Below are 20,236 nucleotides of genomic sequence, written 5' to 3'. Positions count from 1 at the left end.
GCGTCCTTCAGGGCGCGGCACTGACGCCGGGGCGCACGTAGTAGGACTGCCCGCTGTCATCCACGAACATCAACTCCGGCTTGCCCTGCCAGGAGGTGAGCATCGCGCCGGTGTTGTTCTGGTGTTTGACCATCAGGCTGGCGCCGCGGTCGGGGTTGGCGACCACCTTGAACACTTCGGTGGTGCCGGCTGCATCGTCAAGCGTCAGCAGGGCTTCACCACCGTGGTCGGTCGTGCCGTAGCCGCCGCGTTCGGAGCCGTCCGGACCCAGCAGAACCAGGCCGGACAGGGCGCTGGCACGTGTTCCCTGCACCTGGCCGCGACTGCGCGGGTCGGGCACCGGGGCGCCCAGGATCACCCGCGCCTGACCGGCGCCATCGTGGATGACCAGGCCCCGGGCTTCGATCACCCGCTGCGGCGATTGGCTGCGATGCAGGCTCCAGGCAGTCCAGCCGGAAACGAGCAGGGCGAGGGTGGAGACCAGCAGCGTGGTCAGCGTGAGTGCACGGGGCATCGGATCGTCCTTCCTTGGATGTGCCGACGATAACGGAAGCGGGCCGCTCATGACCAGTTCGCTGTGTGACGCGGTGTGTCCTCAGTGGAAGTCGCGGCTTCGGCTGCGCAGGCCCTGCAGCAGTTCATCCAGGCAGTGCATGCGTTGCACGATCACATGCTGCACGCCATCGACACGCTCCAGTCGGCCGTCGATCTGCATCAGCTGGGTATCGACCAGTACACGGTGCTGCCGGTCGGCCAGGTGCCGCCAGACCACGGCATTGACCATGCCGGTTTCATCTTCCAGGGTAAGGAAGGTGACGCCGCTGGCGGTCTGGGGACGCTGGCGCATGCGTACCAGCCCGGCGATGCGTACGCGGCGGCCATGGCCGTGGCCGGCCAGTTGTGCGGCGTCGAGGCAGCCGCGGCTGCGCAGCTGCGTGCGCAGGAATGACATGGGATGGCGACCCAGGGTAGTGCCGATGCTGCGGTAGTCGGCCTGCATGTCTTCCCACGCACTGGGCAACGGCAATGGCACGCGTGCTTCAGCGGTGGTGCGGGCCTGATCGAACAGCGGCAGGCGGTTTTCCACGCCGGAGACATCCCAGCGCGCACGATGACGATGCCCGCTGAGGCCGCGCAGCGCGCCGGCATCGGCCAGCAGGCCCTGATGGCGCCGGTCCAGGACGGTGCGCTGGCACAGATCGCCGACATCGTCGAATGGCCGTCGCGCGCGTTCGCGCATGATGGCCTGTGCCACCTGTTCGTTGCAGCCATCGACCAGGCGCAGGCCCAGCCGGATCGCCGCGGGACCCCTGCTGAAATCCAGCGTGCAGTCCCAGTCGCTGTGGCGCACGTCCACCGGCAGCACGATGATGCCGTGCCGACGCGCATCCTGCAGCAGCTGGTCGGGGCTGTAGAACCCCAGTGGCTGGCTGTTGATCAGGCTGGCGGTGAACGCGGCCGGATGATGGCACTTCAGCCAGCAGCTGTTATAGGTCAGCAGGGCGAAGCTGGCGGCGTGGCTTTCCGGGAAGCCGTAATCGCCGAAGCCCTTGATCTGCTCGAACAGGTGCTCGCCGTATTCGCGACTGAAGCCGTTCTCCAGCATGCCGGCCAACAGCTTCTCGCGATGCGGCTCCAGCCCGCCGCGGCGCTTCCAGGCCGCCATCGAACGGCGCAGGGCATCGGCCTCGCCCGGGGTATAGCCGGCCGCATCCACCGCCAGCTGCATCACCTGTTCCTGGAACAATGGCACGCCCAGCGTACGTGCGAACACGCGTTCCAGCCGCGGTGGGTAGAGCGGATTGTGCGGATCGTTCAGTGCATCAGGGCCGTGTTCGCGCAGGATCCGCCGCCGCTCCAGATAGGGATGCACCATGTCGCCCTGGATCGGACCGGGCCGCACGATCGCGACTTCGATCACCAGGTCATAGAACGTGCGCGGCTGCATGCGCGGCAGCATCGCCATCTGCGCGCGCGATTCGATCTGGAACACGCCGATGGTGTCGGCGGCGCAGATCATGTCGAAGGTCTTCGCATCCTTGGGCGGGATCGCATCCATGCGTCCTTCGTGCAGGCCATGCTGCTTCAGCATTGCCAGGCATTTGCGGATGGCGGTGAGCATGCCCAGCGCCAGGCAGTCGACCTTCATCAGGCCGGTGGCATCCAGATCGTCCTTGTCCCACTGGATGACGGTGCGGTCGGCCATCGCTGCGTTCTCCACCGGCACCAGCGTCGACAGCGGGTGTTCGGAAATCACGAAACCGCCCGGATGCTGCGACAGGTGGCGCGGGAAGTCGATCAGCTCGGCGGTCAATGACAGCAGTCGCCGCATCAGCGGCGTCTCCGGGTCGAAGCCGCGCTCGCGCAGGGTTTCCGGTAGCGGAATGTTGCCACCCCAATGGTCCATCGCCGCGCCCAGTTCATTGACCTGGTCCATCGGCAGTCCCAGCGCGCGGGCGACATCACGGATCGCACTGCGGCCGCGATAGCTGATCGCCACCGCCGTCAACGCGGCGCGTTCGCGGCCATAGCGCTTGAACACGTACTGCAGGACTTCCTCGCGCCGTTCATGCTCGAAATCGATATCGATATCCGGTGGTTCATTCCGCTCGGCGGAGATGAAGCGCTCGAACAGCAGGTTACTGCGCGCGGGGTCGATCTCGGTCACGCCCAGTACGAAGCACACCGTTGAATTGGCAGCCGAGCCGCGGCCCTGGCAGAGGATGTCCTGGCTGCGGGCGAAGCGCACGATGTCGTGCACGGTGAGGAAGTAGGAGGCATAGTTCTTCTTCTTGATCAATGCCAGCTCGTGCTCGATCTGCCTGCGCTGTGGTTCCTGGATGCCCTCCGGCCAGCGCCAGGGAATCTTTTCTTCCACCAGCTCGCGCAACCAGCTGTCCGGGTCATGCCCTTCCGGCACCAGTTCACGCGGGTAGGTGTACTTCAACTGGTCCAGGGTGAAGTGGCAGCGCTCGGCGATGCGCACGGTCTCGGCCAGCAGTTCAGGGGGGTACAACCGGGCCAGCGCGGTGCGCGGGCGCAGATGGCGTTCGCCATTGGGGAACAGGCGCCAGCCGGCTTCGGCCACGCTGCAGCGGTGACGGATCGCGGTCAGCGTGTCCTGCAGCGCGCGGCGGCGGCGCACATGCATGTGCACATCGCCGCTGGCGACCAGCGGCAGGCCGTGGCGTTCGCCGAACGCCTGCAGCTGCTGCAGGCGGCGCGCGTCGTCGTGCTCATGATGCAGTTCCACCGCCAGCCACAGGCGGTCCTTGAAGGCTGCGCGCAGCAGTGGCAGATCGGTGGCGGCGGGCTGCCGGTCCAGCCACAGGCACAACAGGCCGTCGGGCAGGCCGGGCAGGTCATCGCGCAGGCAGCGGTACTCGCCCTTGCCGGCCCGCCGCCGGCAGGTGGTGATCAACTGGCACAACCCGGCGTAGGCAGCCTGGTCGGTGCACAGCAGCGCCAGCTTCGGTCCCTCTTCGACCTGGAACTCGGCACCGACGATGAGCGCCACGCCCTGTGTCTTCGCTGCCTGCCAGGCGCGCACGATGCCAGCCAGCGAACACTCGTCAGTGATCGCCAGCGCGCGGTAGCCCTGGCCGCGGGCACGCGCGAACAGTTCCTCGGCGGTGGAGGCACCGCGCTGGAAGCTGAAGGCCGACAGGCAGTGCAGTTCGGCATAGCCGGGCAGTTCATCATGCATGGTGGTTCAGCCGAACCAGCCGTGCAGCATCCACGGTGCATGTGGATCATTGCGCTCACGGAAGGCCCAGCCGCGCTGGCCGTGTGCGGTTTCCACCACATAGTAGTCGCGGCGCGCATCGGCGTGGTCCCACCAGCCTGATTCGATCCGCTCCGGCCCGGTGACGATGCGCAGCCGCGGGTCACGCAGCACCTGTGGTGTGTCCAGCAACCAGCCGGGGCGCAGCGGCCAGTACGCCGGTGGCCTGGCGGGTGCCTGGGTGCCACTGGCGCGTTCGGGGCGATGGTCGGCCTGCACGGCAAGGGGCTGCACGGCGTCATCGCCAAGCCGTGCACGCAGGCGCTCGCGCAGCTGGGTCCACGGCATCGCCTGTGCCGGGCGGGTGTCGAACAGATCGCGTGCGGCGGGCACGAAGGGCGGCAGCTGTTCGGCCTGCAGGCGCAGGGCCCGGCTGCCCGCCGGCAGCGGGAAAGCCTCCATGCGGTTACGGGCGATCTCGAACAGCAGCGCGGCATCGCGCTCGGGTGCGAGCAGGCCGATGGTCAGCACGCTGGCAGGCAGCAGGTCGTGTTCGAAATGCAGGTCGAAACGCTGCACGCCGCCATCGCGCGAGCACAGGAAGGCCGCCAGATCCAGCAGCAGGCGCCGCAGCGGAAACAGCAGGGCCTGGCTGGATTCGATCTCGTACTCGAATTCGATGCGTGCGTCGAAACGGTCTGGTGGCTGGTAGTAGCGCAGGGGTGCGGTGGGCTGGCCACGCAGCGCGTCCAGCTGCTGCAGCACGTCCGGCGCGAAGCGACGCGCCAGGCTTTCGCGCGGCAGGTCGAACACTGCCCCCAGCGTACGCAGCCCGGAGCGGCCAAGCACGGTCACCGCATCGGCCGGCAATCCGCTGCGCGGCAAGGGCAGCTGCGCCAACAGGGCTGGCAACTGTCCTGCATCGATACCGAGGCCATCATGCACGTTGGCCAGCACCCGTGCGGCATGGGGATTGGGCGCCGCGACCAGGCGGTGACGGAATCCAAGTTCATGCAGGCCATCACGCAGGCGCCGTTCGATCGCCAGCCAATCGCCGAACAGGGCACGGCTGGCACCGATCTCCAGGACCAGCGCATGCGGAAAGTCGAGGCTGACCTGCGAACTGAAGCCGTACAGCCAGCTGGCCAGCAACTGGCGGGTGTGCAGCTCGGTGGCCGGATCGTAGTCATGCAGCTGCAGGTCCTGCACCAGTACCTGTGCGGCCGACAACAGCATGCCCGGACGCAGGCCGGCTGCACGCGCAGCAGGGCTGACGGCGCGCAGCACGCGACGCTGCGCCGGCCCCTGCAGCAGCACCAGTGGCCGCTGCGGATCCGCTTGCAGGCGCAGCACGCAATCCAGCGCCAGCTGCGGCAACAACAGGCAGGCCCAGTCCATGCGGCCGCCTCAGTGGGCGATGGCCAATGGCAGCGGCTGTGCCGGCGGCAATCCGCCACGGCACTTCAGGACCCGGACTTGGCCGTGGTCGAGCTGCAGGCGCAGGCTGGCCGGGGACGGGTTGCGGGCTGCACGCGCCTCGCGGAACACGAAGCCCAGGCACTGGCCACTGTCGGCGGCTACCTGCAGGCGGCGCAGGGCGCGGTCGTCGGCCTGCTGTGGCCAGCACAGCACTGCCGCGCAGGCCGCCGAGCGCAGGCATTGTTCGGTGGCCCACAGCGCCTGCTTCGGCCCGGCCTGGATGATCTGCAGCTGCGCCAGATCCAGCCCGGCCGCGGCCCAGGCCGGCGCATGCGGCCGGTAAGGCGGCGCGACCAGCACGATCGGCCGCTCGCGGTGGCTCAGCTTTGCCAATGCCGGCCAGACCAGCGCCAGTTCGCCTACACCCGGCGCGCCCTGCAGCACCTCGCACAGCCCGCTGGCCGGCCATCCCCCCCCGGGCAGGCGTGCATCCAGGGCGGGGTGGCCACTGGCCAGATGGTCGCTGGCCGGGCCGTGCCGCGCCGGACCGCGCCATAGCTGGCGACCGTCCAGGAGACGGTCGAGGGCAATGACCGCACCCATCAGCCCACCGTCCGGAAACGCGTGGGGGCTGGCTGAGAGCGACAATAGTTGTCGGAAACGGCTGGCATGGAGCGAGTATCGACAGGCCGGTATCAAGGGCTGAGACCGGACATGCTACTCGCCTCGTGAGTAGAATTACTAATGAATTCGGGAGCCGCGTTTCAGGTTGCTGAAGAGCGGGCGCGGTTCATCGATCAACGTGCCCCGCACTCACCGCCCCTGCGGATCTGGGCGATGGTGCACGTACTCGACCACGGTGCCATCGGGATGGACTGCATTGAACGCCGCACCGGTCGGGACGATCTGCAGCGGGAAGATGATCTCGGCCCCGGCAGCGATCAGTTTGTCGTGATAGGGCCGGACATCGTCGACCAGCAGGGTGCCCGTGGTCGAGGTGAAGGGTGCCAGTGCGGTCTCGCTGCCTTCGATCAACAGGAAGGCACCGACCATGGCCAGGCGCAGTCCTGCATCGGGAAACGGAAACCCGGCATCGGCGACCACACCCTGCAGCTGCTCGTAGAACGCCACACTGCGCTCCAGTTCGCCGGGAGCGACGAATACGCGGATCAGCACGCGCGGGCTGCGTTGGCTGGAGGTGTCACAGCGGTCGCGCCAGAGATGGTCGAAGTCGCGATGTACGTTCATGGGCGTGATCCGTGGCCAGGGGCTTCCATTATCGGCAGCGCCGCGCACCCCACTGATGACCGCCGGTGATGGACTGATAACCGGCGTGCAGGGGTTGGCCTGTGCCTTAGGTCCTGTTGACAGGCATGAACGCCCTCGCACAATCTTCACAGGTTGGGCCACGTGCGTGGCCCGGGCAGGCAGGTTGTCACGCCGGGAGGAGGGTCCCGCGCGCAGACCGGTCCGCCCTCCGGCCTGAGGTGTTGCCCGGCAACGCCTGTACGGCATGAACGCTGCACCCTTCGGCGGCATTTTCCCTGGACCGATTGCCTTGGCAACGGAATTACGCCCGTCGATGAAAACGTTTACAAAGCCGCTTGCCCTGTCCCTCGCCGTGTCCGCCGCCGTCATCGCGCCGGCGTGGGCCGATCCCGCCGCGTTCACCGTGTTGACCCTGGAGCAGGCGCCGCCGGCCGAAGCGATGCCGGCCCTGGCCACCCAGCTTGGATCCCTGCAGGTGGATGCCGTGAGTGTGCGGCAGGTGCAGCGCAGCATCGACCAGGTCGATCCGCTGCAGCTGCTGGCTGATGGCCTGGGCTACGAATACCGCTTCATCGCCGCCGGGAAGGACGATGGTCGGACCCAGCGCGGTCAGGCCGTGCTGACCCGGTTGCCGATCGCGGCGGAATCCGGCCCGGACCAGCCGGGGCTGAACTACCTGCGCCTGGATGACGGTCGCCACACCGTTGCGGTCTACACCGATGCCGGCGCGGGTGCCCTGCAGTTGCCGGCCCTGGTGTCGCGTTCGCGGCTGGGTGCGCCGGCGGTGCTGCTCGGCGCTGTTGCTGGCGATTCCGCCAAGGCTGCCGGTTTCGATCCGGCGCGGGTGGTCCCGGAAGCCGATGCCAGCTACTTCAGCGATGGCTTCCAGGCCGCCAGCAGTGCGCCGTTCAAGGTTGAGGGCAGCGCCCTGCGCGCGACCCTGCTGACCCTGGCCTATGCCGCCGACAAGGGGGGCGATGCGCCGTGGATGGACACCACCCTCAACGCCGACGCCCGCGCTGCGCTGCTGCTGAAGGCGATGACCGAGGATGAGAAATTCCAGATGCTGCACAGCTACTTCGGGCTGGGCAAGGACGGCGGCCCGCTGCCGGACGGCGCGGTCGGTTCGGCCGGTTTCGTGCCGGGCGTGCCGCGCCTGGGCATTCCCTCGCAGCAGTCGGCCGACGCCGGCGTCGGTGTGACCAACCCCGGCGGCATCCGGCCCGGCGACTTCGCCACCGCCATGCCCTCCGGCCCGTCCACCGCATCGAGCTGGAACCGCGAAGTGGCTTTCGCAGGCGGCGCGACGATGGGCCGCGAGGCCTGGCAGCAGCGTTTCAACATCCTGCTTTCCGGCAGCGTCAACCTGCAGCGCGATCCGCGCAACGGCCGCAACTTCGAGTACGCCGGCGAAGATCCGCTGCTGGCAGGCTCGATGGTCGGCGCGTTGATCCAGGGCGTGCAGAGCCAGCACGTGATCTCCTCGATGAAGCACTTCGCGCTGAACGACATGGAGACCCGCCGCAACTTCCATGACGTACGCATCGGCGAACAGGCCATGCACGAGTCCGACCTGCTGGCCTTCGAGATCGCGCTGGAGACCGGCCGCCCGGGCGTGGCGATGTGCTCGTACAACAAGATCAACGGCACCTACGGCTGCGAGAACGGCTACCTGATGAACCAGGTGCTGAAGCAGGAATGGAAGTTCCCTGGTTTCGTGATGTCCGACTGGGGTGGCGTGCACAGTGGCTCGAAGGCGGCGCTGGCCGGCCTGGACCAGCAGTCGGCCGGTGAAGTGTTCGACGCGGCGGTGTTCTTCGACGAGCCGCTGCGCCTGGCCGTGCACGGCGGCGTGGTGCCGCAGGCGCGCCTGAACGACATGGTGGCGCGCATCCTGCGCACGATGTTCCTGCACGGCAACTTCGACAACCCGCCGCAGCACCAGAAGGTTGATGCCGAGGCCGGTTTTGCCGTGGCACAGCGCACGGTGGAAGAGGGCAGCGTGCTGCTGCGCAATGAAGGCAACCTGTTGCCGCTGGCCGACAGCGTGAAGCGCATCGTCATCATCGGCGGCCATGCCGACAAGGGCGTGATCGGTGGTGGCGGTTCGTCGATGGTGGGCGTGACCGCCAAGGGCACCAACGCGGTGCCGGGCGTGATGCCGACCACCTGGCCGGGCCCGGTGATGTTCCATCCGTCCTCGCCGCTGGAGGCGCTGCGTGCAGCGCGCCCGGACGCCACCATCGCGTATGTGGACGGCAACAATGCCGCGGCTGCAGCCAAGGCCGCCGCACAGGCGGATGTCGCCATCGTGTTCGCCACGCAGTGGGCCGCCGAATCGGTGGATCTGCCGGACATGCAGCTGCCGGACAATCAGGATGCGCTGATTTCGGCGGTGGCCAAGGCCAACCCGAAGACCGTGCTGGTGCTGGAAACCAACGGCCCGGTGCGCACGCCGTGGCTGGCGCAGGTGCCGGCGATGCTGCAGGCCTGGTATCCCGGCATCCGCGGTGGCGAGGGCATCGCCGCACTGCTGACCGGCCAGGCCAATCCGTCCGGCCGCCTGCCGGTGACCTGGGTGACGGACGAGTCGCAGCTGCCGCGCCCGCATATCGATGGCCTGGGCTTCAAGCCGGCCAAACCGTTCGGTGATGTGTTCGATTTCGATATCGAAGGCGCCAACGTCGGCTACAAGTGGATGGCCGCCAAGGGCCTGACTCCGACCTTCGCCTTCGGCCATGGCCTGTCCTACACCTCCTTTGCCTACGACAACCTGAAGGTGAGCGTGGAAGGTTCGCGCCTGGTCGCCAGCGTGGACATCCGCAACACCGGCAAGCGCGCCGGTGCCGACGTGGCCCAGCTGTACCTGAAGCTGCCGGCGGGCAGCAGCACGCCGATCCGGCTGATCGGCTACGACAAGGTGCAGCTGCAGCCGGGTGAGCAGCGCCGCATCCGTATCGAAGCCGAGCCGAAGACCCTGGCCCACTACGATGCGCAGGCCCGCCAGTGGAAGATTGAAGGTGGCACCTACCAGGTGCAGCTGTCGCGCAATGCCGCCGAACCGCTGCAGACGGTGGACGTGCAGCTGGTGGAGCAGGTGCTGCGCTGACACCGCGTGGTACTCACGCTTGCAGACACGGCCCCGCAAGGGGCCGTGTCTGTTTGCGGGCTGCCGCTGCGCTCGCCGGGCATGGCCCGGCGCTACCCTATGACCCGCACGAGCGGTAGCGCCGGGCCATGCCCGGCGAGCGCAGCGATGGGCCGAGGAATACGGTAGCGCCGGGCCATGCCCGGCGGCGCAGCGATGGGCCGAGGAATACGGTAGCGCCGGGCCATGCCCGGCGAGCGCAGCGATGGGCCGAGGAATACGGTAGCGCCGGGCCATGCCCGGCGGCGCAGCGATGGGCCGAGGAATACGGTAGCGCCGGGCCATGCCCGGCGAGCGCAGCGGCAGCATAGGCACATGTGCCATCAGTCCTGCCCGCATCCGCCGCAGAATGCAAAGCCGTCACACCCTTCACAGGGCAGGGCAGGAGTAGGCTTGGAACTTTCCCGCCGGAAGGGGTTGTCCATGCGTGTGCGTGCCGTTGCAATAGCCATCGCCCTTTGCCTGTCCAGCAGCGTGCTGGCTGCCGATACTCCGCCGCTGACCCCGGACATCAGCGGCAAGCCTTTCGTTGCCCCGGATGTGGGGCGCGACTACGACAAGCGCGTGGTGATGGTGCCGATGCGTGATGGCACCAGGCTGTATACGGTGATCGTGGTACCCAAGGGCGCCCGTAACGCGCCGATCCTGCTGACCCGCACGCCCTACGATGCTGCCGGCCGCGCCAACCGCAGTGACTCGCCGCGCATGCGCGACCTGCTGCCACAGGGCGACGAGGTGTTCGTCGACAGCGGTTACATCCGCGTATTCCAGGACATCCGTGGCAAGTACGGCTCCGAAGGCGATTACGTGATGACCCGGCCGCTGCGCGGGCCGTTGAACAACACCAAGGTGGATCACTCCACCGACGCCTGGGACACCATCGACTGGCTGGTGAAGCACGTGCCCGAGAGCAACGGCAAGGTCGGCATGCTGGGCTCGTCCTATGAAGGTTTCACCGTGGTGATGGCGTTGACCGATCCGCATCCGGCGTTGAAGGTGGCGGCACCACAGAGCCCGATGGTCGATGGCTGGATGGGCGACGACTGGCTCAACTACGGTGCCTTCCGCCAGGTCAACTTCAACTACTTCGCGATGCAGACCGAGAAGCGCGGCAAGGGCACGCCGCTGCCGAGCCTGGGCTATGACGACTACAGCACTTTCCTGCGCATCGGCTCGGCTGGCGACTACGCCCGTTTCACCGGCGTGGACCAGCTGACCTGGTGGAAGAAGCTGGTCGAGCACCCGGCGTATGACGCCTTCTGGCAGGGCCAGGCGCTGGATGCGGTGATGGCCAAGACGCCGTTGAAGGTGCCGACCCTGTGGTTGCAGGGCCTGTGGGACCAGGAGGACATGTGGGGTGCCAACCACGCCTACCAGGCGATGGAGGGACGCGATAGCGGCAACGACCGCAACTATCTGGTGATGGGGCCATGGCGGCACAGCCAGGTGAACTACAGCGCCAGCGAACTGGGCGCGCTGAAGTTCGACGGCGATACCGCGCTGCAGTTCCGCCGCGATGTGCTCAAGCCGTTCTTCGACCAGTACCTGGTGGACGGCGCGCCGAAGGCGGACACACCGCCGGTGCTGATCTACAACACCGGTGAAAACCACTGGGATCGCCTGAAGGGCTGGCCGCGCAGCTGCGACCAGGGGTGCGCCGCCAGCAGCAAACCGCTTTATCTGCGTGCCGGCGGCAAGCTGGCGTTCCAGGCGCCGGCGGCGGGCGAGGGCGACTTCGAGGAATACGTGTCCGACCCGGCCAAGCCGGTGCCGTTCGTACCGCGCCCGGTGCGCTTCGGTGACCGCGACATGTGGACGACCTGGCTGGTCAAGGATCAGCGCTTCGTCGATGGCCGACCTGACGTGCTGACCTTCATCACCGAACCGCTGGCCGCGCCACTGCGCATCGGCGGCGCGCCGGTAGTGCACCTGCAGGCGTCCACCAGCGGCACTGACAGCGACTGGGTGGTGAAGCTGATCGATGTGTATCCGGACCAGGAGGCCTCGGCGCCGGAGATGGGCGGCTATGAGCTGCCGGTGTCACTGGCGATCTTCCGTGGCCGCTACCGCGAAAGTTTCAGCGATCCGAAGCCGCTGGCGGCGAACCAGGTGCTGCCCTACCGCTTCGACCTGCCCAACGCCAACCACACCTTCCAGAAGGGGCACCGGGTCATGGTGCAGGTGCAGTCGAGCCTGTTCCCGCTGTATGACCGCAACCCGCAGACCTATGTGCCGAACATCTACCTGGCCAAGCCGGGCGACTACCAGAAGGCCACGCAGCGGGTCTGGCACAGCGCGGCGCAGGCCAGCTACATCGATCTGCCGGTGTACTGAAACGGGGCGGGCAACGCCGGGCCTGGCCCGGCGCCACCTTCCATGGGCAACGTCGGGCCATGCCCGGTCGCGGTGGACCGGGCTTGCACCTGTCGTCAGGCATCCAGTGCCGGGTAGTCGATGTAGCCGTGTTCGCCACCGCCATACAACGTGGCCGGGTCGAGCTCGGCCAACGGCGCACCGCTGCGCAGTCGCGCGACCAGATCCGGGTTGGCGATGAAGGGCCGACCAAACGCGATCATGTCGGCATAGCCGCTGGCAAGGGCCTGCCCGGCACGCTCAGCGTCGTATCCGTTGTTGGCGATCCAGGCGCCACGGAAGCGTGCGCGCAGCGCAGGGTAGTCGAACGGGATGTTGTCCCGATCGCCACCGGTTGCACCTTCGATGACATGGATGAAGGCCAGTCCGTCGATCGTGTCCAGGCGCTCCACTGCACGGTTGAACAGCGGTTGCGGGTTGCTGTCATGGGCATCATTGACCGGGGTGACCGGTGACAGGCGCACGCCGGTGCGGCCGGCGCCGATTGCTTCGGCGACCGCGCTGACCACCTCAAACAGCAGCCGCGTACGGTTCTCGATGCTTCCACCGTAGGCATCGTCCCGATGGTTGCTGCCATCGCGCAGGAACTGGTCGATCAGGTAGCCGTTGGCTGCATGTACCTCGACGCCATCGAAGCCTGCGGCAATGGCATTGCGCGCGGCGACGCGGTAATCCTCGATGAGTTGCGGGATCTCCTCCAGCGCCAATGCGCGCGGCGTGGAGACATCCTCGAATCCATTGGCGGTGAAGGTCTTGCCGTTGGCGCGGAGGGCGCTGGGTGCCACCGGCACTTCGCCTTCCGGCAGCAGGCTGGTGTGGGAGATGCGACCCACATGCCACAGCTGCAGCACGATGCGGCCACCTTCGGCGTGTACCGCGTCGGTGATGGATTTCCACGCAGCGACCTGCTCGGCGCTGTAGATACCCGGCGTATCAAGGTAGCCCTGGCCCAGAGGGCTGATCTGGGTGGCTTCTGCAATGATCAGGCCGGCACTGGCACGTTGGCGGTAATAGGTGATCGCCAGCGGAGAAGGGACGCGGTCGGGCAGGGCGCGGTTGCGCGTCAGCGGTGCCATGGCGATGCGGTTCGCAGCAGCGATGTCACCCAGGTGAGTGGGCGTGAACAGCAGGGCGTCAGCGGGATTCATTGGAGTTTCCACAGCAGGGGAGGGTGAGGTCGAGCATACGGTCGAACGCGTTGCAGCGATGGGAAGGTTCGTTGCAGCGCCTGGTAGTGGCGCGGCCGTAACACGGCGGGGCGTACCGTGGGTCGCGGGTGGACGCGTGTCCACATCGATTCCCGATAGATGGAGAACACAGATGATCGACTATCAGCTCGGCGGCAAGGCGGCGATCGTGACCGGTGGCGTTTCCGGCATCGGCCTGGCCGTGGCCGAACTGCTGGCAGCGTCCGGTGCTGCGGTGTCAGTGTGGGACCTGAAGCAGGACGCGGTGGACGCCACCGTGGAAGCGCTGGCCCGGCGTGGCAGCCGCGCCATCGGCATCGCCCTGGACGTCACGGATGAGGCTGCCGTGGAGGCGGCGGTGCAGCGCACAGTGAAGGAGCTGGGCGGGGTGCACGTCGCGGTCAACAACGCCGGCATCAGCGGTCCGGCGGCGAGCAGCGGCGACTATCCCGTCGATGGCTGGAAGCGGGTGGTCGATGTGAATCTGACCAGTGTATTCCTGTGCCAGCGTGCGCAGATCCAGGCCATGCGCGCGGCCGGGAAGGGCGGGAGCATCATCAACATGGCCTCGATCCTGGGCCAGGTGGGCTATGCCGGTTCGACCGCGTACGTGGCAGCCAAGCATGGTGTGGTCGGCCTGACGCAGACCGCAGCGTGGGAGCATGCCGCCGATGGCATCCGTGTCAATGCGGTGGGGCCGGGCTTCATCGCCACGCCGCTGCTGGAGAAGATGGATCCGAAGGTGCGCGCCACGCTGGAAGACCGCCACGCGTTGAAGCGCCTGGGCAAGGCCGAGGAAGTGGCGGCGCTGGTGGCCTGGCTGGCCAGCGATGATGCCTCGTTCGCGACCGGCACCTATTACGCGATCGATGGCGGTTATCTGGCGCAGTGATGCGGTGACCGCAGGGACGGTGGTGCCGGGCATGGCCCGGCGCTACCGGGTGAACGGGCCGTGGTGCGGCCTTCACCGCGATCCGACGGCTGACGCGCAACGCTCCGGGAAACTCCCGGAGACGTCGATGGAACTCAACCAGGATGTATCGATCCTGCTGCGCGTGGCCGCCGCGATGCTGTTCGGTGGCGTGCTCGGTATCGAGCGCGAGATGGGCAAGCATGCGGCGGGCCTGCGCACGCACATGATGATTGCCGGCGCCGCAGCGCTCATCGTGGGGCTCGGCGATTCCGTGGCCGAGCATTTCCAGCAGGAGCGCTACCGCGACCTGCTGCAGGTCGACCCGGTGCGCCTGATCGAAGCGGTGGTGGCCTGCGTCGGCTTCGTTGCCGCAGGCACCATCCTGCGTGGCAGCCGCGAGGACCAGGTCAGCGGGCTGACCACGGCCAGTTCGCTGGTGATGGCCGCCGCCATCGGGATTGCGGTGGGCATCGGCAAGTACGTCATTGCCCTTGGTGTGAGCGTGCTGTGCCTGCTGGTGCTGGCGGTGATGCGACGGTTGGCGGACAGGCTCTAGCGGGGCAGCACCTTCGAGCTTCTGTCATGTGGCGCTTTATTGGTAATACCAATATGTCCGGTAACTCTATGGTCTAATAGGCTCTTCGTCGAAATGGCGGTTCAATCGACTTCAAGTGGTCCGATGAATCTGGTTATTGGTAATACCAATAATCGTGACCACGGCGTCCCATCGCATGCGGTGGGGAAACATTCCGCCCCCCGTCGAGAGCCTCCATGCAGCCCTGGCAACACCTGTACGACCCCGCCGGCAACCTGTGGTTGTCCAGCCTGATCGCGTTGCTGCCGATCGCGTTCTTCTTCGTTGCCCTGGCCGTGCTGCGCATGAAAGGCTGGCTGGCCGGCACGATCACCGTGGCCATCGCACTGGCCGTGGCCCTGCTGTTCTACCGCATGCCGCTGACCCAGGCGTTGGGCGCGGCCGGCTTCGGTTTCGTCTACGGGCTGTGGCCGATCGCCTGGATCATCATCGGCGCGGTGTTCCTGTACAAAGTCTCGGTCAAGACCGGGCAGTTCGACATCATCCGCGCTTCGATCCTGTCGGTGACCGAAGACCAGCGGCTGCAGATGCTGATGGTCGGCTTCGCCTTCGGTGCCTTCCTGGAAGGCGCGGCGGGGTTTGGCGCGCCGGTGGCGATCACCGCAGCGCTGCTGGTCGGGCTGGGCTTCAAGCCGCTGTATGCAGCGGGCCTGTGCCTGATCGTCAATACCGCGCCGGTGGCATTCGGTGCGATGGGCATTCCGATCATCGTGGCGGGACAGGTCACCGGGCTGGAGGCCTTCGAGATCGGCCAGATGGCCGGTCGCCAGCTGCCGTTCCTGACCATCATCGTGCTGTTCTGGATCATGGCGATCATGGATGGCTGGCGTGGCGTCAGGGAAACCTGGCCGGCTGTGCTGGTGGCCGGCGGGTCGTTCGCCATTGCCCAGTACCTGACCTCCAACTTCATCGGGCCGGAGCTGCCGGACATCACCGCGTCGCTGGCGTCGCTGGTGTGCCTGACCCTGTTCCTGCGCCGCTGGAAGCCGGTACGGATCTTCCGCTTCGATACCGAAACCAGCGCCGAGGCGGCCGCCCAGGCGCTGGAAGCGCCGCGCTACAGCGTTGGCCAGATCGCCAAGGCGTGGTCGCCGTTCCTGATCCTTACCGCGATGGTCACGCTGTGGAGCATCAAGCCGTTCAAGTCGCTGTTCGCGGCGGGTGGCCCGCTGGAAAGCTGGGTGCTGAAGATCCCGGTGCCGGGCCTGGACCAGATGGTGCAGAAGATGCCACCGATCGTGCCTGCGCCGTTGAGCTACGAGGCGGTCTATAAATTCGACGCGTTCTCGGCCACCGGCACGTCGATCATCCTCGCCGCAGTGATTGCCATCATCGCCCTGCGCATGCCGGCCAAGGCGGCGCTGCAGACCTTCGGCGAGACCGTGCGCGAGCTGCGCACACCGATCTACTCGATCGGCATGGTGCTGGCCTTCGCCTTCATCGCCAACTATTCGGGTCTGTCGGCCACGCTGGCGCTGGCGCTGGCCCACACCGGCAAGGCATTCACCTTCTTCTCGCCGTTCCTGGGCTGGCTGGGCGTGTTCCTGACCGGCTCGGACACGTCCTCCAACGCGCTGTTTTCGGCCTTGCAGGCCACCACTGCGCAGCAGATCGGCGTGTCCGAGGTGCTGCTGGTGGCGGCCAACACCACCGGCGGCGTCACCGGCAAGATGATCTCGCCGCAGTCGATTGCCATCGCCTGCGCCGCGGTCGGCCTGGCCGGCAAGGAATCGGACCTGTTCCGCTTCACTGTCAAGCACAGTCTGATCTTCACCGTGATGGTCGGCCTGATCACCACCGCGCAGGCGTACTGGCTGACCTGGATGATTCCCTGAGCCATGCAGCCGACGACCTATCCGCGCAGCATGGGCCGCACCTGCCAGGCGCTTCGGGCCACAATGGCGCCATGAGCACGCAACGGATTTCAGACAAGGTGGCCGCGCAGCTGCGTGGTCTGGTGCAGGAGCGGCAGCTGCAGCCGGGTGACCGGCTTCCGGCCGAGCGCGCACTGGCGGTGCAGCTGGGTGTCTCGCGCACGGCGCTGCGCGAGGCCATCGCGCAGTTGTCCAGCCAGGGCCTGCTGAGCGCACGCGTGGGCGGCGGCACCTACGTGGCGGAGCCGGCCACGCGCGCGCGGCAGGCGCTGGATGAACCCCTGGCTCCGTACCTGCCGTTGTTCCAGGGCGACCCGGAATACCGCTTCGACGTGCTGGAGATCCGTCACGCGCTGGAAGGAGCGACGGCCTGGCATGCAGCGCTGCGTGCCACCGATGAGGATCGGGCACGCATCGCCCAGGCCTTCCAGACCATGATGGATGCGCATGGCAAGGATGATCCTTCAGGCGAGGCGGAGGCCGATGCGGCCTTCCACCTGTCCATCGCCGAAGCGTCGCACAACCTGGTGCTGCTGCAGGTGATGCGTGGCCTGTTCGATCTGCTGCAGACCAACATCTCGCAGAGCCGCGAAAAGCTCTACACCTCGGCCAGAACATTCTTGCCGTTGTCCGATCAGCATCGCGAAATGATGGATGCCGTGCTGGCCGGTGATCCGGAGCGCGCGCGCGCCGCCGCGCATGCCCACCTCGAGTTCGTGCACACCACACTGCGCACGCTCGACGACAACGAAGCCCGGCGCGCGCGGGCCTCGCGCCTGCCTTCTCCACACGGTTGACCCCATGATCATCTCCGCCTCCACCGATTACCGCGCCGCAGCCAAACGCCGGCTGCCGCCGTTCCTGTTCCACTACATCGATGGCGGCGCCTATGCCGAGCACACGCTGAAGCGCAACGTTTCGGATCTGTCCGACATCGCGCTGCGCCAGCGCATCCTGCGCAACATGTCCGACCTGAGCCTGGAGACCGAGCTGTTCGGCCAGACGCTGGCGATGCCGGTGGCACTGGCGCCGGTCGGCCTCACCGGCATGTATGCACGCCGCGGTGAAGTGCAGGCGGCGCGGGCAGCTGACAGCCGCGGCATTCCGTTCACCCTGTCCACCGTGTCGGTGTGCCCGATCGAGGAAGTGGCCCCGGCGATCCAGCGGTCGATGTGGTTCCAGCTGTACGTGCTGCGCGATCGCGGCTTCATGCGCAACGCCCTGGAGCGCGCCCAGGCGGCGGGCGTTACGACGCTGGTGTTCACCGTGGACATGCCGGTACCGGGTGCGCGCTATCGAGACGCGCACTCCGGCATGAGCGGTCCGAATGCTCCGCTGCGCCGCATCGGCCAGGCCATCACCCATCCGCGCTGGGCCTGGGACGTGGGTCTGTTCGGACGTCCGCACGATCTTGGCAACATCTCCACCTATCGCGGCAACCCCACCGGGCTGGAGGACTATATCGGCTGGCTGGGCAGCAACTTCGATCCATCCATTTCGTGGAAGGACCTGGAGTGGATCCGCGAGTTCTGGAAGGGACCGATGGTGATCAAGGGCATCCTCGACCCGGAAGACGCACGCGCCGCGGTTGCATTCGGTGCCGACGGCATCGTGGTCTCCAATCACGGGGGGCGCCAGCTCGATGGTGTGCTGTCCACCGCACGCGCGCTGCCGGCCATCGCTGACGCGGTACAGGGCGACCTGAAGATCCTCGCCGATTCCGGCATCCGCACCGGACTGGACGTGGTGCGCATGCTGGCGCTGGGCGCTGACACCGTGCTGCTGGGGCGCGCCTTCGTCTATGCGCTCGCGGCGCAGGGTGAGGCCGGCGTGGCCAACCTGCTGGACCTGATCGCCAGGGAGATGCGCGTGGCAATGACGCTGACCGGCGCACACCGCATTACCGACATCGGCCGAGATTCACTGGTGCGGCTGCCATGACTGGCCACGGGGCCATGCTGTCGCAGCTGCGTGCTGCTGTCGGCAGCCGCCATGTGCTGACCCGCGACAAGGCGACCCGCCGCTTCCGCCGGGGCTATCGCTTCGGCGACGGCGCGGTGCTGGCCGTGGTGCGTCCGGGCACGTTGCTGGAATTGTGGCGTGTGCTCCAGGCGGCTGTGCAGGGTGGGGCAGCGATCATCCTGCAGGCCGCCAATACCGGCCTGACCGGCGGCTCGACCCCGGATGGCAATGATTATGGGCGCCCGGTCGTGCTGGTCAGCACCCTGCGCTTGACCGGCATCCAGTTGTTGAACGAGGGCCGCCAGGTGGTGTGTCTGCCGGGCGCCACCCTGGACCGGCTGGAGCAGACGCTGGCGCCGCTGGGGCGCGAGCCGCATTCGGTGATCGGCTCGTCCTGCATCGGCGCCTCGGTGCTGGGCGGCATCTGCAACAACTCTGGCGGTGCGCTGGTGCGGCGTGGCCCCGCTTATACCGAGCTGGCGCTATATGCGCAGGTTGATGCGCAGGGCCGGTTGCAGCTGGTCAACCACCTGGGCATCGCGCTGGGCGATACGCCCGAGCAGATCCTGCAGCGCTTGCAGGCCGGTGACTACGATGCCGCCGATGTCAGCGACGGCGACGGCCGTTCCGCGTCCGACCCGCGCTACGCCGACGAGGTGCGCAGGGTCGATGCCGATACACCGGCGCGCTTCAATGCCGATCCCAGTCGTCACTACGAAGCGGCGGGTTCAGCCGGCAAACTGGCGGTGTTCGCGGTGCGCCTGGATACGTTTGAGAAGGAGCCCGCCGAGGTCTTCTACATCGGCAGCAACCGTACCGGGAGTTTCACCGCCATCCGCCGCCAACTGCTGACCGGCTTCGATCGGCTGCCGATCGCCGGTGAGTACATCCACCGAGACGCCTACGATATCGGCGAGCGCTATGGAAAGGACACATTCCTGCTGATCGACCGGCTCGGGACCGCACGGGTGCCCGCGGCATTCGCACTGAAGAGCAGGGTTGACGGCTGGTTCGAGCGGCTGGGCCTGCGCGGCGTGACCGACCGGGTAATGCAGGTGCTGACCGGCCTGTTGCCCTCGCACCTGCCCCAGCGCATGGGCGAGTTCCGGCAGCGTTACGAGCATCATCTGCTGCTGAAGGTCTCCGCACAGGATGCAGCGGAGACCGAGGCCTGGTTGCAGCAATTCTTCGCCGAGCACGAAGGCGGCTATTTCCACTGCACGGCCGAAGAAGGGCGCAAGGCCTTCCTGCATCGTTTTGCCGTGGCCGGTGCTGCCGTGCGCTATCGCGAGGTGCATCGCCAACAGGTGCAGGACATCGTCGCGCTCGACATCGCATTGCGTCGCGACGACGCAGACTGGTTCGAGCAGCTGCCCGCCGCCATCGAAAGTCGCCTGCTGCACAAACTTTACTACGGCCACTTCCTGTGCCACGTGTTCCACCAGGACTACATCGCACGCAAGGGCGAAGATCCGATGGCGATCGAGCACGCGATGTGGGCACTGCTCGACCGGCGCGGGGCCGAGTATCCGGCCGAGCACAACGTTGGCCACCTGTACCCGGCCAAGCCGGCGCTGGCTGGGTTCTACCGACAGTTGGACCCGAGCAACACCTTCAACCCGGGCATCGGGCAGACTTCGAAGGTCAAGGGCTGGGGTGGCTGCGACTGCGGATGATGTAGAGCCGAGCCCGTGCTCGGCTGCACTTCCCGGCAGGCAGCAGTCGAGCATGGCTCGACTCTACCCGGGCAACGGTTACCATCGGAATTCCAG

14 protein-coding genes are annotated in these 20,236 nt (G+C 67.1%); 8 read left to right on the top strand and 6 right to left on the bottom strand.

What is annotated here, in order from left to right:
- Window positions 1-7 precede the first annotated feature (7 nt).
- From ACZLIF_RS12590 to ACZLIF_RS12570, 5 genes are all read right to left on the bottom strand, one after another.
- The gene (locus tag ACZLIF_RS12590) at window positions 8-514 is read right to left on the bottom strand and encodes a hypothetical protein (RefSeq protein ID WP_053517653.1); all 507 of its coding nucleotides are present in this window, start codon (window positions 512-514) and stop codon (window positions 8-10) included.
- A gap of 81 nt (window positions 515-595) precedes the next feature.
- Window positions 596-3,706: an error-prone DNA polymerase gene (locus ACZLIF_RS12585; RefSeq protein WP_128990817.1), complete on the bottom strand. Its 3,111-nt coding sequence runs from the start codon at window positions 3,704-3,706 to the stop codon at window positions 596-598.
- Window positions 3,707-3,712: 6 nt separating this feature from the next.
- Window positions 3,713-5,122 (bottom strand): Y-family DNA polymerase, encoded by a 1,410-nt coding sequence (locus ACZLIF_RS12580; protein ID WP_111185971.1) that lies wholly within the window; start codon window positions 5,120-5,122, stop codon window positions 3,713-3,715.
- A 9-nt stretch (window positions 5,123-5,131) separates the two neighbouring features.
- Window positions 5,132-5,746 carry a translesion DNA synthesis-associated protein ImuA gene (imuA, locus tag ACZLIF_RS12575; protein WP_128990820.1) on the bottom strand — a complete coding sequence of 205 codons (615 nt, stop codon included), beginning with the start codon at window positions 5,744-5,746 and terminating at the stop codon, window positions 5,132-5,134.
- Window positions 5,747-5,956: 210 nt separating this feature from the next.
- On the bottom strand, window positions 5,957-6,391 hold the full coding sequence (locus ACZLIF_RS12570; RefSeq protein WP_053517644.1) for a VOC family protein: 435 nt from the start codon (window positions 6,389-6,391) through the stop codon (window positions 5,957-5,959).
- 334 nt (window positions 6,392-6,725) lie between these two features.
- Between ACZLIF_RS12570 and ACZLIF_RS12565 the strand changes: the two genes are divergently transcribed.
- Both ACZLIF_RS12565 and ACZLIF_RS12560 read left to right on the top strand, forming a co-directional pair.
- On the top strand, window positions 6,726-9,521 hold the full coding sequence (locus tag ACZLIF_RS12565; RefSeq protein WP_128990822.1) for a beta-glucosidase family protein: 2,796 nt from the start codon (window positions 6,726-6,728) through the stop codon (window positions 9,519-9,521).
- Window positions 9,522-9,983: 462 nt separating this feature from the next.
- Window positions 9,984-11,894: a CocE/NonD family hydrolase gene (locus tag ACZLIF_RS12560; RefSeq protein WP_128988032.1), complete on the top strand. Its 1,911-nt coding sequence runs from the start codon at window positions 9,984-9,986 to the stop codon at window positions 11,892-11,894.
- Between the two features lie 95 nt (window positions 11,895-11,989).
- On the opposite strand, the gene ACZLIF_RS12555 is transcribed toward ACZLIF_RS12560, so the two are convergent.
- A complete protein-coding gene (locus ACZLIF_RS12555) occupies window positions 11,990-13,081 on the bottom strand; it encodes an alkene reductase (protein WP_128988031.1) in 1,092 nt (363 codons plus the stop codon).
- A 172-nt stretch (window positions 13,082-13,253) separates the two neighbouring features.
- Here ACZLIF_RS12555 and ACZLIF_RS12550 point away from each other — a divergent pair, with 172 nt between their 5' ends.
- The 6 genes from ACZLIF_RS12550 (at window position 13,254) to dld (ending at window position 20,140) form a co-directional block, all read left to right on the top strand.
- Complete coding sequence (locus ACZLIF_RS12550) at window positions 13,254-14,012, top strand: SDR family NAD(P)-dependent oxidoreductase (protein ID WP_128988030.1); 759 nt, start codon at window positions 13,254-13,256, stop codon at window positions 14,010-14,012.
- Between the two features lie 127 nt (window positions 14,013-14,139).
- A complete protein-coding gene (locus tag ACZLIF_RS12545; protein WP_053517640.1) occupies window positions 14,140-14,589 on the top strand; it encodes an MgtC/SapB family protein in 450 nt (149 codons plus the stop codon).
- 215 nt (window positions 14,590-14,804) lie between these two features.
- On the top strand, window positions 14,805-16,463 hold the full coding sequence (gene lldP, locus ACZLIF_RS12540) for an L-lactate permease (protein ID WP_065182750.1): 1,659 nt from the start codon (window positions 14,805-14,807) through the stop codon (window positions 16,461-16,463).
- 71 nt (window positions 16,464-16,534) lie between these two features.
- Entirely contained in the window at window positions 16,535-17,299 is a 765-nt protein-coding gene (gene lldR, locus ACZLIF_RS12535) for a transcriptional regulator LldR (RefSeq protein ID WP_128988029.1), read from the top strand.
- A gap of 4 nt (window positions 17,300-17,303) precedes the next feature.
- Window positions 17,304-18,443 (top strand): FMN-dependent L-lactate dehydrogenase LldD, encoded by a 1,140-nt coding sequence (gene lldD, locus ACZLIF_RS12530; RefSeq protein ID WP_128988028.1) that lies wholly within the window; start codon window positions 17,304-17,306, stop codon window positions 18,441-18,443.
- On the top strand, window positions 18,440-20,140 hold the full coding sequence (dld, locus tag ACZLIF_RS12525; RefSeq protein WP_128988027.1) for a D-lactate dehydrogenase: 1,701 nt from the start codon (window positions 18,440-18,442) through the stop codon (window positions 20,138-20,140). Before lldD ends, dld begins: the two co-directional genes overlap by 4 nt.
- The last annotated feature ends 96 nt before the right edge of the window (window positions 20,141-20,236 follow it).

Source organism: Stenotrophomonas sp. 2201_Sma (assembly GCF_056486685.1).
This window is presented reverse-complemented; position numbering and strand designations above follow the sequence as displayed.